Consider the following 15,137-nt stretch of genomic DNA (forward strand, 5'->3'; position numbering starts at 1 on the left):
AAGAAAAGGCGCGGCAGCCTTCCAGCCGCCGCGCCCCAAGCGTTCGACTCGTCGCCTTCAGAACATCGCTTGCGGGATGACGAGGGCGATCTGCGGGAAGATGACGATCAGGAACAGGCACACCGCCATCGCGAACCAGAACGGCAGCACGCCCTTGAAGATCGTCGACATCGGCACATCCCTGGCGATGCCCTTGACCACGAACACGTTCATGCCGACCGGCGGCGTGATCATGCCCATCTCGATCATGATGACCGCAACCACGCCGAACCAGATCGGGTCGAAGCCCATCTGCATCATGATCGGGTAGAAGATCGGCACGGTGACGACGAGCATCGCCAGACCGTCCATGAACATGCCGAGGATCAGGTAGGCGACGACGATCAGGAACAGGACGCCGTAGGGCCCGAGGCCCATCGTCGTCATGGCCTCGCCAAGGCGCGCGGGCAGCTGCGTCATCGACAGGAACGGGTTGAGCACCGCCGCGCCGATGATGATGAGGAACAGCATCGCCGTGGTGCGGACCGTATCGCCGACCGCCTTGGAGCCGGTCGACCAGTTCAGCTTGCCGGTGAACAGCGCCATGATGAGGACGAGGCCGGCGCCGATGCCGGCTGCCTCAACCGGCGTGAAGACGCCAAGATAGATGCCGCCGATTGAGATGATGATGACGCCAAGCAGCGGCGCGGCGCGAAGGCCCGCGGCCATCTTCTCGCTGAACGGGATGTAGGCGCCGCGCGGACCCGCCTCCGGATTGCGCAGCGAGATGATCGTCACCGTCGCGATGAACAGCGCGGTGAGCAGCAGGCCCGGCAGGATGCCCGACATGAACAGCTGGCCGATGCTCTGCTCGGTCAGGATCGCGTAGATCACGAAGCCGGTCGAGGGCGGGATCAGGAAGCCGAGCGTGCCGCCGGCGGCAACCGCGCCGGTTGCAAGGCCCGGCGCGTAGTTGAAGCGCGCCATCTCCGGCAGCGCGACCTTGCCGATCGTCACGGCCGTTGCCACCGACGAGCCGCTGACGGCCGAGAAGGCGGCGCAGCCGAGCACCGACGCGGAAGCGAGACCGCCGGGCGCCCGCCCGACCCAGGCGAAGGCCGCCTCGTAGAGGCCGCGGCTGAAGCCGGCGACCGAGGCGATGTTGCCCATCAGGATGAACAGCGGAATGACGGTGAGGTTGTAGTTGGAAACGTGCGAGAAGGCTTCGGTGACCATCAGCGCGTTGGCCGAGCGGAAGCCGTTCAGCATCCATGTGCCGAAGAAGCCGACGGCGAGCATCGCCATGCCGACGGGCATGCGCAGGATGAGCAGCACGAACATCGCGCCGATGCCGAGAAGCCCGATCGAGAAATCAGTCACGGCCGCGGGCTCCTGTTCTGAAAAGGTCGATGATCTGCAGGGCCAGGATGACGGCGTAGGCCGCCGAGCCCAGCGCCATCAGCCCGTAGAAGGGCCAGAACGGCAGCCGCAGCATGTTGGACAGGTCATTGTATTCGAGCGCCTCGCCGAGCTTGACCCAGGAGCGCCAGGTCAGCAGGTACATGAGGTACACGCCAACGGCGCGCGAGAAGATGTCGCCGAGGAAGCGGCCCCACTTGCCGATATGCTCGTCGAAGACGTCGACGCGCACATGCTCGTCACGCTGCGCGGTGGCGGCGAGCGCCAGCATCACCAGCGGAATGGAGACGAGCTGGATCACCTCGTTGCTGCCGAGGATCGGCGCGTTGAAGACATAGCGCGTGATGACGCCGACGAAGGTCATCACCAGGACGATCGCCAGCGCGACCGCCGAAAGGGAGGTCAGGGAGCGGAGCGCCCACTCGACCGGAGTCGAGTGGGCAAGACCCTGCTTCCTTTCCGTTGCCGGAGGAAGATCAGTCATTCTTCAGCGCTTCGACATAGGCGCGCGCCGGCACGCCCGTTGCCTCGACCTCGGCGATGACCTTCTCGATCACCGGTTCGGACGCGGCATTGAACTTGGCAACCTCCTCGTCGGAGAGGCTGATGAGTTCCTTGCCTTCCATGCCGACGAACTCTTCCTGCGCCTTGTCCGACACCTCGACCCAGGCAGCGTGGCCGTTGCGCGCCGCATCCTTGCCGGCCTCGAGAACCGCCTTCTGCTGGTCTTCGGTCAGCTCGTTGAAGCTGTCGCGGTTCATCACCAGGAAGAACTGCGAGGTCGCGGTGTCCATGCCGACGGTGACGTATTTGGTCACTTCCGCCAGGCGGAACGCGGTGAGCGCCGACATGTCGATCATGGCGCCGTCGATGACGCCTGTCTGCATGGCGTTGTAGATCTCGGTCGCCGGCATCGACACCGGCGAGCCGCCCCAGGCCTCAAGCACGAGGCCGGCATTGCGCGACGGCACGCGGATCTTCAGGCCCTTGAGGTCCTCGAGCTTGCGGATCGGCTTGCTGGCGGTGAACAGCACGCCCGGCTGGTTGTTCCACAGGGCGAGCAGCTTGACGCGGCGGTACTCGGGATCGAGCATCTCCTGGGTCTCGATGATCTTCTCGATGTCGTTGATCGGATCGATCACGCCCGGCAGCTCGCTGAGCAGCGTCATCGGGAAGGTCGAGGCGGTGTAGCCCGGCAGGGCGAAGACGATGTCGGCGACGCCGTCGACGGCGCGGTTGTACTGCTCGGCCGGGCCAGGCCCGAGTTCGCCGCCCATATAGGCCTTGATCGTCACTTCACCGTTGGTGGCCGCGGAAATCGCGTCACTCATCGGCTTGTAGACGCGCTCGAGCGCGAAGTGGGTCGGCGGCTGGAAGTCCGCGAGCTTGAGTTCCTTCGCCAGTGCAGCCGGCGCAGCCAGCAAGCTTGCCGCCATCATCGCTGCGGTAATCATTTTCGGAAACATGCGTGCTCCTCCTTGCGTACATGCAGGGCAAGACGCTGCCGGAGCGAGCAGGAAACGGGAGTCTCCCTTTCCTAGGCCGGGATGATCCCACCTCTCGCGCGCGGCGCCTTACCCTTGCCTGGGTGACCATCACCCGGGCCCCTCCCTCGGAACGCGTAAACAGCTTATCCCGATCGGCGAAAGAAGAACCCGGACCAGAAGTGCTGGCAAGAGCAAGCGGCTGCTTTTGGATGGGTCCAACCAGCATTTGAAAGTGGAACATACGCATTTCTTATGGGGCGGGCCGCGCGGCTCTGTCCTGCCGCTGCGTCAGATCTGGCCGTTACTGACCCTTGGGTCGCGCGGACCATGATGATGCCAGGCCCGCGTGAGGAATCACCTCGCGACCAGCGAGGAACCGGGGGAAAGGCCAGAACGAAAAAGGCCAGGCGCGGGGCCTGGCCAAGTTGCTATGGACAAGTAATCGGCGGGGGGAGGTGGAAAAMCGCCGCAAGGCACGTTCAGGGAGAATGGAGGAGCGTGCCTGACGTGCCAAACCGGGCCGGAACGATTTTGCTCCGCCAGGATCGCCGGTTCCATGGCCGGGGACCGGGGATCGGGCACGCTTCTTGTGATCCCGCTCCGCGCCGTGGAGGGAAAGCGGGGCGGGAGGGGAGCCGGATCCTGTCCTCGATATGTCTGACGGGACGGGGCGTGATCAATCTCTATCTGCACCGTCGCGATGCTTTGCCGTTCCGGCATGGATCCTCGGGTCGAGCCCGAGGATGACGAAGTTGAGATGGACGCACGAAGTTGCGGCGGTTGCCGAGACGAGGCGTTACCAATCCTTTTCTGGCACTTCCTCTTCGCCTTCCTCGGGCTTGAGCCGAGTATGACGACGGGAGGAGCGGCTGCTCCGGGAATGAGTCTATTGTGCCCCGCCGTGTTCTGCCTCACCGTTGAACTATGCCTATCCCCGCTTTCCGATGTTGAGTAGGCCGAGTCTCGCGCCCACGTTCCAGCCTTCGTCATCCTCGGGCTTGACCCGAGGATCCATGCCGGAACCTGTGGATGCAAGCGCGTCGCCGCCGCCTCTGCAGCGCCCGGACACTCCCCCATTTATGGGGGAGGGGGACCATGCGAAGCTTGGTGGAGGGGGCGTGTTCCGCTCACCTCCGTATTTGAGGCCAGAAGCCTTTTCTGAGGCGGTGAGCGCATCAGCCCCCTCCGCCGCTTTCAGCGGCACCTCCCCCGCTCCGCAGGGGAGGATCCGGGGCGCCGCGATTACCCCGCCGTCTCGAGCCGTGGCGACATCGGATCGGCGATCCGGTGCGCCTGGAAGGTGTCGGGCAGCGGGGTGAGCTCGATCGTCTCGACGATGCCGGCAAGGTTGAAGGCGTCGCCTTCCGCGAATTTGCGCGCATCCTCAAGCGAGCGCGCTTCCAAAATGCCGAAATTGCCGGCCGCCTCTCCGCTCTCTGTCAGGATCGCCGAGCCGACCAGCACCGAGACCAGCCCGTTGCCGCCGGAGCCGGCCCAGGCGCGGTGCGCCGGGCGGTGTTCGTCGCGGGCGGCGTCCTGTCCTGCCTTGTGCAGGCATCGCATCAGCACGAACATCGTCTTACGCCGCGTTTTCGAGGACGACCATGCCCGCGCCGGTCATCGAGGCGGGCGCGTAATAGTGCTTGTGCACGAGGTCGACCTTCTCGTTCATCGCCGCGCGCATCACGAGCCACATGATGAGCTCCGCGCCTTCCGAGCCGAACTGCTCGACATAGTCCTCGCGGGTCATGTTGCGGTAGTGCTCGGGATTGGCGGCAATGCCGTCGAGCCAGGCGCGGTCGGCGTCCTGATTGATGAAGCCGGCGCGCGCACCCTGCAGCTGGTGCGACAGGCCGCCGGTGCCGAGGACGACGACGCGCTCGTCGGTCGGCCACGACTCGATCGCCTCGCGCAGCACCTTGCCCATCTCCCAGCAGCGCTGCGGCGTCGGGATCGGATACTGGATCGTGTTGACCCAGATCGGCACCACCTTCACCGGCCACTTTTCCGGGCGGCCGAAGAACAGCTCCATCGGCACCTGCATGCCATGGTCGACCTCGATTTCGCGGCAGACCAGCGGGTCGAAATGACGCTCAACCAGCTTGTCGACGAAGTGCCAGGCGAATTCGGTCGCGCCCTCGAAGGGCGGGATCGCGCGCGGGCCCCAGCCCTCATCGACCGGGTTGTAGCTGTCGGCGACGCCAACCGCGAAGGTCGGCACGCGGTCGAGGAAGAAGGTGTTGCCATGGTCGTTGAAGACGACGACGGCGATGTCCGGCTTTGCTTCCCTGACCCACTCCTTGCCAGCCTCGTAGCCGTCGAAGAAGGGCTTCCAGTCGGGGGTGTCGCGCAGGCCCTTGTCGAGGGCCGCGCCGATGGAGGGAACGTGGCTGGTGCCCAGCCCGCCAATGATCTTAGCCATGTGCTGCGCGCTTTCCGAGGCGATGGTAGAGGAAATCTTCGTGGCTCATGCCGGCCTGCGCCGCGCCGATCCGGGTGATTGGCGTCGGGTCGATGGCCGAGATCTTCAGGATGAAGAACAGATTGCCGCCGAGACGGACCATTTCGTGCCAGTCGCGCGACATGACGGCTTTCTTTTCCTCTTCGGTCAGCCCGAAGCGGTCGAGATAGGCTTCCTCGTCGGCCTTGAAGGCCTCGCGATTGGCCGCCTGGCCAAGCGACATGGCCATCTTGTTGATCCTGTAGCCCCTGATCGAGCCGTTGCGGTCGAACAGGGGAGTATCCGGAATGCTCTGGTTAGCCATTTCAGTATCCAAACCTGCGTTGGAGCCATTCGACGATCCGGGAGGTGACCGCCTCTGGCTGTTCCACCGGCGCGAAATGGCCGGCATCCTCGATGATCGCGAGTTCCGCGTCGGGAACCGCGTCGGCGATTTCCTGGTGCTGCGCGACCGGGCTCCAGCCGTCCTGGCGGCCGGTGAGCAAGAGGATCGGGCAGCGGATTTCGGGAAGGTAAGCGGTGGCGTTCGGGCGGCCGATCAGGGCGCGGATCTGGCGCTCGTGAACCTCGGGGCCCGCGCGCAACACCATTTCCTTCAGCCGCGCCACCAGCTGCGGATCATTGCCGCTGCGCTCCGGATGCATCATCGGCGGCAGCCAAACATCGGCAAGCTCGCCCATATCCTGGTGGCCGAGCGCGATCATCTCGTAGCGCTTGGGCAGTTCCGCCTCGCGCTTGGGGCCATGGCCGGTGTTCGCCAGTACCAGCCCGCGCACGCGGCCCGGGGCTATCCGCGCCATTTCCAGCGCAACGCGCCCGCCCATCGAATGGCCAACGACGATCAGCTCGCCGTCCGTCTCCGACAGCACTCTTTCGGCCATCGCGGTGATGGAATCGTCGCGGGTGACATCTGCGTGATGCGCCGGCAGCGGCGCGGCCTCCGCCACCGCCTGCCAGACAATGGCATCGGAGACGAGGCCGGGAATGAGAACGAGCGTGGTCAACGAAACTTCCTCCAACTGAGTTGGAGATACAGGCTGTATACAGGAACGTCAATCCAACGGGAAAAGGTGCGTGAATTTTTCCTGCGTGTGCACAGGAACGGCGCTTTCTGTATTCACGGCGGCCGGATGCTGCCGGCAGGCGCGATAGAGGATGCGTCCGGCGCCGGGGCGGTTCAGAGGGAGAGTGTCGGGCGGCGCGATGGTGCTGACTTGAGGGGGAGGGTTTGCGATGTGGCGGACCCGTGTCCGTTGCACCTCGCCGTGCGTATCACCAGCGTTCCGGCATGGATCCTCGGGTCAAGCCCGAGGATGACGAAGGTTGAGATGTAGCTCTCAACGATTAGGCCGCACCGACCTTCCGACGACGGTGCACGGCCCGGCTGTTTGCCAACGAGGATGTGCGACCCGGCCTGCCCGTTGTGCGAACCCGTCCCCGTCTTCGTCATCTTCGGGCTTGACCCGAAGATCCATTCCGGAACAGCGACCCTCCGCCGGCGGGCCAGGATGAGACCTGCAGGTGCACGCACCGCGAGTTATTTCCTCCACTCGCCGGCCCTGCAGAAATAGATCCCAATGTTGAATGTCATTCCGTTTTGTGAAAAGGATGAGCGACCATTTGCATTCCGGAGACATTCATGACCAGCCAGAGCCGCGCGGTAGAAGAGGTGGACCTGCTCGTATTCGGTGCCGGAGCGGGGGGTATGACCGCGGCGCTGACGGGCGCGATCAACGGCCTCGACGTGCTGTTGTGCGAGAAGTCCGACATGGTCGGCGGCACGACCGCAACCTCCGGCGGCACCACCTGGATCCCCGGCACCAGCCAGAGCGAGCGCGCCGGCGTGCCGGACCGTGTCGAGGATGCCGACGCCTTCCTGAAGTCGGTGGTCGGCAATCGCGGCGGCGACGAACTGCGCGCGGCTTTCCTGGCATCCGGCCGCGCCGCGGTCGACATGCTCGAACGCGAGAGCGAGGTGAAGTTCACCGCCGCGCAGGCGCATCCCGACTATCTCGGCGGCCACCCGGGCGCAGCCTATGGCGGCCGCGCGCTGGTGCCCGACATGTTCGACGGCCGTCTGCTCGGAGACGAGTTCCGGCGCGTGCGCCCGCCGCACCGTGTCTTCATGGGCCTTGGCGGCATGATGGTCGGACGCGGCGAGGTCGCCTCGCTGCTCAACCCGTTCTCCAGCCTGCAGAACCTCAAGGTCACGCTCTCCGTCGTCCTGCGCTATTTCGCCGATCGCCTGAAATATCCGCGCGGCACGCGGCTTTTGATGGGCAACGCGCTGGTGGCGCGGCTGTACTACAGCCTGCGCCAGCGCAACGTGCCGGTTCTGTTCAACGCCCCGCTCAAGGAACTCATCATCGAGGACGGCAAGGTCGTGGGCGCGCAGGTGTCGACGCCTGAAGGAACGCGCACCATCCGCGCCCGCCGCGGCGTGGTGCTGGCCACCGGCGGCGTCGCCTGGAACCGCGAGCTGCGCCAAAAGCTGTTTCCGAAGGAAGTCGCCATGCGCTCGCAGGCGCCGGAGCCCAATACCGGCGACGGCATTTCGATCGCGGTCAAATCCGCCGGCGCAAGGCTCGATGATGGCCATGACAGCCCTGCGCTGTGGATGCCGTGCTCGATCATGAAGCGCGAGGACGGCACCGATGCGGTGTGGCCGCACATCATCCTCGACCGCGCCAAGCCGGGCCTGATCGCCGTCGGCCCTGACGGGCGCCGCTTCGTCAACGAGTCCGACAGCTATCACGACTTCTGCATGGGCATGATCCGGGCAGGGCTCAAGGAGGCCTGGCTCGTCGTCGACGACGCGTTCATCCGCAAATATGGCCTCGGCCTGGTCTTCCCGGGCGCGAAGAAACTCGGCTACTTCCTGAAGAAGGGTTATGTGACGAAGGGCGCGACGCTCGCGGAACTCGCGCAGAAGATCGGCGTCGACGCGGCGAACCTGCAGGACACCGTCGAGCGCCACAACGGCTATGCCGTTACGGGCGAGGACCTCGAATATGGCCGCGGCACCAGCGTGATGAACCGCTTCAACGGCGATGCCGAGGTGAAGCCCAATCCGTGCATGAAGCCAATCGAAGCGGCGCCGTTCTATGCGCTCAAGGTGCAGCCGCTGGACCTTGCCTGCAGTGCGGGTCTTACCTGCAACGCCAACGGCCAGGTGCTTTCCGAGGCAGGCTCCCCGATCGAGGGCCTCTATGCCTGTGGCAACGACATGACGTCGCTGTTCCGCGGCACCTATCCCGGCCCCGGCACGACGATCGGCCCGGCCATCGTCTTGGGCTGGCGAATCGCGCAGCATCTGGCCAACAAGCTTCAGGACTGAAATCATGCCCCATCCGATCAGCCTTTCCTTCCTCACCGTCTTCGATGTCGGCCCGCTCGAGGCGATCCGCATCGCGGCCGAGACCGGCTACGATTGCGTTGGCCTCAGGTTGCTGCCGGCCGCGGCGCAAGGTGAGGAGCCCTATCCGCTGCTGACCGACGACGCGCTGCTGGCCGAAGCGAAGGCGCTGCTTTCCGGCACCGGCATCTACGTCTCCGACATCGAAATCGCGCGGCTGAAGGAAGGTACGGACGTGAACACGTTTGCGCCGTTCTTCGAGCGTGGCGCGGCGCTTGGCGCGAGGAACGTGCTGGTCGCCGGCGATGACAGCGACAAGGCGCGCCTCACCGACACCTTTGCCAAGCTCTGCGAGCTGGCGAAGGGCTACAACCTCACCTGCGACCTCGAATTCATGCCGTGGACGGGCGTCAAGGCGCTGCCGGATGCGCGCGACATCGTGCTGGCGGCGGGCCAGGAGAATGGCGGCGTCCTGATCGACGGCCTCCACTTCGACCGCTCGAAGTCGCGGCTCGAGGATATTGCGACGATCCCGGCGTCGCACATCCACTATGTGCAGATGTGCGACGGGCTTGCCGATTATGATCCGTCCGACGAGGGGCTGATTTACGTCGCGCGCAATGCGCGGCTGTTCCCGGGCGAAGGCGCGATCGACCTTGCCGGGATCGTCCGCGCCATTCCTGACGGCACACCGCTCAGCGTCGAGGTGCCGAAGCGCGAGCTGGCGCAGACCGTCAGCCCGGTTGAACGCGCGCGGATGGGACTTGAGGCCACCAAGCGCGTCATCGAAGCCGCCGGCCGGGCCTGAGGTCGAGGATAAGAACGGGCAGGGGCGCCGCCGGCCCCCTCCTTACCTACAACTCGTACTTTGTCAGGTCAGCGGTGATTGCCTCGCAGGCCTCTGTGATCTCGTCGGTCATCTGCGCGAGATTGTTGCCGACGAAGCGGAAGGCGGGGCCGCCTAGCGCGATGCAGTAGGCGAGCCTTCCGCCCGAGAAGATCGGCGCGGCGACGCCGCTCACGCCCTCGTCGCGCTCCTCGTTCGACACCGCATAGCCCTGCCGGCGCACGCGCTCCAGTTCCTTCTCGAGCAGGCTTTTTTCGGTGATCGTGTTCGGCGTGTAGGCGACAGGCGTGAACAGCTTGAACATCTCCTCCAGCTCCTTCGGCGAAGCGAAGGCGAGCATCACCTTGGCGCCGGCGGTCGCCGGCCAAGGCAGCGTGGTGTTGCGCAGGTAAGGAATGCGCACGTGATGGCGGCAGTCGATGCGGTCCACGGGGACCAGCTCCGGCCCGATCAGCTCGCGCAGCGACGTGAATTCGCCGAACTTTTCCGACAAGCGTTCCAGCCAGGGCCGCGCAATGCGCATCACCGTCGTGGTGCTCTTGGCGACGCGCGCCAGCTCGACGACCTTCGCCGACAGCTGGAAGCCGCCGTCGCGGTCCTCGATGATGAGGCCGTAATGCTTGAGGCTGTTGAAATAGCGGTAGATCGTCGAGCGCGGCATGTTGAGATGCTTCGCCAGCTCCGTCGGCGTCCACACCGGATGCGCCGCGTCGAAGGCGAGCAGAATCTCGATGGCGCGATCCGCCGTCGAATTGGCGCTGACAGCCTTTTCCATGGCCTTGTTCTTCCCTGGCATTCCTTCCCCCGCACCAAATTGCGACAATTTCCATATCAACTTTCGGTCACAAACGGCAAGATCTCTTGCCTTTGGGGTCCGGCTCGCGTAATTGCCCTCGACCTCTCTCTTTTTGTGAGAACATGTTAATCACAAAATGAGGAGACAACTTGGAGGAGTCGTCTTGATTCAGAGCCTTTCTTTCACCCGCCGCGCACTCATGGGTGCCGCCCTCGCACTGACCGCCCTTGCCGGTTCGGCCGCTGCGCAGGACAAGTATCCGAGCGGCCCGGTCACCATCGTCGTGCCGTTCGCGGCCGGCGGCACCACCGATGCGATCGCGCGCCTCGTCGCCGAGGAGCTGCAGACCCGCTGGGGTTCGGCCGTCGTGGTCGAGAACAAGCCGGGCGCCGGCGGCGTGATCGCAACGCAGGCCGTTGCCCGCTCCAAGCCGGACGGCACGCAGATCCTGTTCAACGACATCGGCATTGCCCTCAACGAGGTCACCATGCCGAGCCTGCCGTACAATCTGAAGGAAGACCTGCGCCCGGTCGTCACCGTCGGCGAGTGGCCGCTGGCGTTCCTGGCCGGCTCCAACACCGGCATCAAGACGATGTCCGAGCTCGTCGAGCGCGCCAAGAACGAGAGCCTCGCGCTCGGCACCTTCGGCCCGGCTTCCTCTCCGCACCTTGCGGGCGAGCTGCTCAAGTCGGTCGCCGGCATCGACATCAAGATCGTGCACTTCAAGGGCGTGAGCCCGGTCATCCAGGCGATGGCCGCTGGCGAAGTCCAGCTCGGCGTGTTCGGCGTCGGCGCCGCGGCCGGTGAAGTCGCCAAGGGCACGATGAACGTGCTCGCGGTCGACTACAAGTCGCCGCTGATGCCGGAAGCCCCGACCTTCGCCGAGGCCGGCGTCGACGGCCTGCGCGCTATCGCCTGGTGGGGCGTGTTCGTCCAGAGCCAGACCCCGGACGAGATCGTCAACGAGATCAATGCCGGCGTGAACGAGGCTCTGACTTCCGAGCGCGTCGTCAAGTATCTCGACACCAACGGCTACACCAAGGTCGGCGGCGACGGCGCGGCGCTGCAGCAGCGCGTCGACGACGCGGTCTCGCTGTGGGGCCCGCTGGCCGAGAAGGCCGGCATCGTCTCCAAGTAAGACGCGCCAGCGAACTTATTAACATCCTACCCGGATGACGCAGCGGCCGCCCCATGTGGGCGGCCGTTTTGTATGTGAGTTGCGATATTCATTATTGCATTTCGAGATTACGTTTATCATAAGACGGACATCGAATTTCGAGCCAAGCTCGCGCTATCGGGAGAGACATCATGGCCCAGCAACCTCAATTCGACGCGGACGTCATCATCGTCGGTGGCGGCCCTGCCGGTTCCACCCTCGGCAACCTGCTCGGCACCTACGGGGTGCGGACGCTGATTCTTGAGCGCGAGCCGGACATCATCGACTATCCGCGCGCGGTCGGCATGGACGACGAGGCGCTGCGCGCCTTCCAGACCACGGGTCTCGCCGAGCCGCTGCTCAAGGACATGATCCAGAACACGCTGCTGCGCTACCACCACTCCAACGGCAAGATGTTCGCCGAGGTGGGGCCGAAGGCAAAGCCGTTCGGCTGGCCGCGCCGCAACCTGTTCATCCAGCCGTTGTCGGAGAAGGTGATCCGCTCGGGCCTCGCGCGCTTCTCGCACGTCAAGGTGCTGACCGGCCATGAGGTCGAGACCTTCAGCCAGGACGACGAGGGCGTGACCCTCAACGTCAAGACCGCCGAAGGCACCAGGGTCATGCGCGCGCCCTACGTCGTCGGCTGCGACGGCGGCAAGTCGACCGTGCGCAAGGGCCTCAACATCAAACTGCTCGGCGACACCCACCCGTGGCGCTGGCTCGTCGTCGACCTCAGGAACGACGACCGCTTCGAGCCCTATTCGGCGATCTACTGCGATCCTAAGAATCCCTACATCGTCATCGATCTGCCCTACGGTCACCGCCGCTTCGAGTTCCGTCTGCGTCCCGAGGACACCGACGAGAAGATGTCGAACCCGGAAGAGATCGCGCGCCTGCTGCGCAAGCGCCTCGGGCCGGACGAGAAGCCGGACATCATCCGCGCGCGCATCTACACGCACCACTCGCGCATTGCCGAATCCTTCCGCAAGGGCCGCATCTTCATCGCGGGCGACGCCGCCCACCTGCAGCCGCCGTTCTTCGGCCAGGGCCTCAACTCCGGCCTGCGCGACGTGATGAACCTGTCGTGGAAGCTCGCCATGGTCGTCCAGGGCAAGGCTGACGCCAAGATCCTCGACAGCTACGAGCAGGAGCGCCAGCACCACGCCGAGCAGATGGTGAAGTTCGCCACCGGCATCGGAAAGTTCTACGCGCCCTACAGCTACTTCACCGAGTACTTCCGCAAGGCGTTCTTCTGGTGCGTCCATCGCCTGCCGGCCCTGCGCGACTACGTGCTGCAGATGAAGTTCAAGCCGATGCCGTTTTACGAGAAGGGCATCGTCGACCACTCCAATTCGGGCGGCAAGTTGCTGGTCGGCCGCATGATGGTGCAGCCGAAGGTGGCCGATGCCGAGGACAGGCCGATGCTGCTCGACGATGCGATCGGCAAGGGCTTCGCCGTCATCGGCATCAACGAGGACCCGGCGGCGCAACTGTCGGCCCCGGACCGCGCCTACCTGCAGTCGATCGGCACGATCGTGCAGATCAATCGCTCGCGCCGCGGCAAGGTCGGCTGGAGCGCGCATCCGGACACGCTGGTGCTGGATGACCTCGACGGCGTCTTCCGCGACATGCTGCTGAAGGCCCCGAAGCAGAAGTTCTACATCCTGCGCCCGGATCGCTACGTCTTCGCGGTCTGCGACCGCCACGAGCTGCCGGGTGCGGTTGCGCGCCTTCGCGCGCAGCTCGGCGAGCAGCGCCACGTCGAATACCGTATGGCTGCGGAGTAATCTGATGACCGGCATGACACCCCAGGACCACCGGGAATGCGGCCTCGCCCTGTTCGAGGCCGAGAAGTCCGGCAAGCAGATCGGACTGCTCTCCCAGCGTTTCCCGCAGATGGACCTCGACGATGCCTATGCCGTCCAGGACGCGATGCTGGCTGCGCGTGACGCAGCCGGCTTCCGCCGCATCGGCTGGAAGATCGGGCTGACCTCCCGCGCCATGCAGGAGGCGCTGCAGATCACGACCCCGGATTCGGGCGTGCTCTACGACGACATGCTGTTTGCCAACGGCGCGTCGATCCCGGCGGACCGCTTCATCCAGCCGCGCGTCGAGGCCGAGATCGCCTTCATCCTGAAGGGCGACCTCGAGGGCGCGAACCTCACCCGCGAGGACGTGCTCGCCGCAACCGACTATGTCGCGCCGGCGCTCGAACTCCTCGACACCCGCATCATCCGCAAGGACCCGGCGACCGGCGCGATCCGCAAGGTCACCGACACCATCTCCGACAACGCCGCCAATGGCGGCATCGTGCTTGGCGAAGGCCGGTTCGATGCGTCGAAGACGGACCTGCGCTGGATGGGCTGCATCCTCAAGCGCGACGGCATCGTCGAGGAAACCGGCCTTGGCGCCGGTGTGCTCGACGATCCGGTCACCGGCATCATCTGGCTGGCGGCGCGCATCGCCAACTATGGCGGCAAGCTGTCGGCCGGCGACATCGTCTTGTCCGGCTCGTTCATCCGCCCGGTCGAGGCGCCGCATGGCAGCCGCTTCGTTGCCGACTACGGCCCGTTCGGTGAGGTGCGCTGTGACTTCCTCTGAGAACGCGACCCGCGCACCGGTGAACGAGTTTCGCGCGGCGCTGAAGCGCGGCGAGGTGCTGACCGGCTTCTGGCAGGGGCTCACCTCGGCCGAGACCGCCGAAATCAGCGCCAGGGCAGGTTTTGACTGGCTGCTGTTCGACGGCGAGCACGCGCCGAACGACATGGCGATGCTGCGCGACCAGCTGCGTGCTGCCCAGGGCGGCACGGCGCATCCTGTCGTGCGCGTCGTTGCCGGCGAAGACTGGATGCTGAAGCAGGTGCTCGACATCGGCTTCCAGACGGTGCTGGTGCCGATGATCGACACCGCCGACCAGGCCGAGCAGGCCGTGCGCGCCTGCCTCTACGCGCCGGAAGGCAAGCGCGGCGTGGGTGCCGCCCTTGCTCGCGCCTCCGATTTCGGCCGCCGCTCGCAGTATCTTGCCAGCGCCAATGACGAGATCTGCATTCTTCTGCAGGTCGAGAGCGTGAAGTCGGTCGAGAACCTCGACGAGATTTTGAAGATCGAGCGCATCGACGGCCTTTTCATCGGCCCGGCGGACCTTTCCGCCGACATGGGCTATCGCGGCCAGCCGACGCACCCGAAAGTGCGCAAGGTGATCCGCGAGACGACGCGAAAGATCCGCGCCGCCGGCAAGGCGCCGGGCATCCTCCTGGGCACGCCCGAGCACGTTGCCGAGGCGCGCGAGGACGGGGCGCAGTTCATCGCTGTCGGCTCCGACGTCGGCGTCTTCATGCGCGCCGTCACCCAGCTTGCCGAGCAGTACCGCAGCCGCTGAACGCGGCTGCTTTCTTTTTCTTTTGTAGCGAGACAGACATGCTGCCCCTGAAAGATCCGGGACTTTTGCGCGACAAGTGCCTCGTCAACGGCGAGTGGGTCGAGGCCCGCTCGGGCAAGACGGTGGACGTGACCAATCCGGCAACCGGCGAGCTGATCGCCTCCGTGCCGTCGCTCTCGGCCGAAGAGGTCGAGGAAGCGATTTCGGACGCCGACGCCGCCTTCCGCCCCTGGGCAAAGCGCCCGGCCAAGGAGCGCT

15 protein-coding genes are annotated in these 15,137 nt (G+C 65.3%); 7 read left to right on the forward strand and 8 right to left on the reverse strand.

From position 1 onward, the window contains the following. Positions 1-57: 57 nt before the first annotated feature. From L610_RS12595 to L610_RS12625, 7 genes are all read right to left on the reverse strand, one after another. Positions 58-1,359: a TRAP transporter large permease gene (locus L610_RS12595; protein WP_144705479.1), complete on the reverse strand. Its 1,302-nt coding sequence runs from the start codon at positions 1,357-1,359 to the stop codon at positions 58-60. Continuing rightward, positions 1,352-1,882: a TRAP transporter small permease gene (locus L610_RS12600; RefSeq protein WP_144705481.1), complete on the reverse strand. Its 531-nt coding sequence runs from the start codon at positions 1,880-1,882 to the stop codon at positions 1,352-1,354. Before L610_RS12600 ends, L610_RS12595 begins: the two co-directional genes overlap by 8 nt. Beyond that, positions 1,875-2,864 (reverse strand): TRAP transporter substrate-binding protein, encoded by a 990-nt coding sequence (locus L610_RS12605; RefSeq protein WP_144705483.1) that lies wholly within the window; start codon positions 2,862-2,864, stop codon positions 1,875-1,877. The genes L610_RS12600 and L610_RS12605 overlap by 8 nt, the downstream gene beginning before the upstream one ends. Before the next feature lie 1,263 nt (positions 2,865-4,127). Continuing rightward, the gene (locus L610_RS12610; protein WP_144705485.1) at positions 4,128-4,460 is read right to left on the reverse strand and encodes a YciI family protein; all 333 of its coding nucleotides are present in this window, start codon (positions 4,458-4,460) and stop codon (positions 4,128-4,130) included. 4 nt (positions 4,461-4,464) lie between these two features. Continuing rightward, positions 4,465-5,307: a class III extradiol dioxygenase family protein gene (locus tag L610_RS12615; protein WP_144705487.1), complete on the reverse strand. Its 843-nt coding sequence runs from the start codon at positions 5,305-5,307 to the stop codon at positions 4,465-4,467. Continuing rightward, positions 5,300-5,650 (reverse strand): extradiol ring-cleavage dioxygenase, encoded by a 351-nt coding sequence (locus tag L610_RS12620; protein ID WP_024849525.1) that lies wholly within the window; start codon positions 5,648-5,650, stop codon positions 5,300-5,302. Before L610_RS12620 ends, L610_RS12615 begins: the two co-directional genes overlap by 8 nt. Position 5,651: 1 nt before the next feature. Then, positions 5,652-6,350: an alpha/beta fold hydrolase gene (locus L610_RS12625; RefSeq protein ID WP_024849524.1), complete on the reverse strand. Its 699-nt coding sequence runs from the start codon at positions 6,348-6,350 to the stop codon at positions 5,652-5,654. Positions 6,351-6,985: 635 nt separating this feature from the next. Here L610_RS12625 and L610_RS12630 point away from each other — a divergent pair. Continuing rightward, positions 6,986-8,683: an FAD-binding protein gene (locus L610_RS12630; protein ID WP_144705489.1), complete on the forward strand. Its 1,698-nt coding sequence runs from the start codon at positions 6,986-6,988 to the stop codon at positions 8,681-8,683. A 4-nt stretch (positions 8,684-8,687) separates the two neighbouring features. Next, positions 8,688-9,509: a sugar phosphate isomerase/epimerase gene (locus L610_RS12635; protein WP_024849521.1), complete on the forward strand. Its 822-nt coding sequence runs from the start codon at positions 8,688-8,690 to the stop codon at positions 9,507-9,509. A 46-nt stretch (positions 9,510-9,555) separates the two neighbouring features. Here the strand turns inward: L610_RS12635 and L610_RS12640 are convergent, their stop codons facing one another. Continuing rightward, positions 9,556-10,344, reverse strand: a complete 789-nt coding sequence (locus tag L610_RS12640) for an IclR family transcriptional regulator (protein WP_084466185.1) — start codon at positions 10,342-10,344, stop codon at positions 9,556-9,558. A gap of 163 nt (positions 10,345-10,507) precedes the next feature. Here L610_RS12640 and L610_RS12645 point away from each other — a divergent pair, with 163 nt between their 5' ends. From L610_RS12645 to L610_RS12665, 5 genes are all read left to right on the forward strand, one after another. Then, positions 10,508-11,482 carry a tripartite tricarboxylate transporter substrate binding protein gene (locus tag L610_RS12645; protein WP_024849519.1) on the forward strand — a complete coding sequence of 325 codons (975 nt, stop codon included), beginning with the start codon at positions 10,508-10,510 and terminating at the stop codon, positions 11,480-11,482. Between the two features lie 170 nt (positions 11,483-11,652). Then, on the forward strand, positions 11,653-13,287 hold the full coding sequence (locus L610_RS12650; RefSeq protein ID WP_144705491.1) for a bifunctional 3-(3-hydroxy-phenyl)propionate/3-hydroxycinnamic acid hydroxylase: 1,635 nt from the start codon (positions 11,653-11,655) through the stop codon (positions 13,285-13,287). Between the two features lie 13 nt (positions 13,288-13,300). Then, complete coding sequence (gene hpaH, locus L610_RS12655) at positions 13,301-14,101, forward strand: 2-oxo-hept-4-ene-1,7-dioate hydratase (RefSeq protein WP_024849517.1); 801 nt, start codon at positions 13,301-13,303, stop codon at positions 14,099-14,101. Next, positions 14,088-14,879 carry an HpcH/HpaI aldolase/citrate lyase family protein gene (locus L610_RS12660; RefSeq protein ID WP_034330764.1) on the forward strand — a complete coding sequence of 264 codons (792 nt, stop codon included), beginning with the start codon at positions 14,088-14,090 and terminating at the stop codon, positions 14,877-14,879. The genes hpaH and L610_RS12660 overlap by 14 nt, the downstream gene beginning before the upstream one ends. Positions 14,880-14,917: 38 nt before the next feature. Then, on the forward strand, positions 14,918-15,137 hold a 220-nt coding region (locus L610_RS12665), incomplete at its 3' end, for an aldehyde dehydrogenase family protein (RefSeq protein ID WP_144705493.1).

Source organism: Aminobacter sp. J44, assembly GCF_007829415.1.
GTDB lineage: Bacteria > Pseudomonadota > Alphaproteobacteria > Rhizobiales > Rhizobiaceae > Aerobium.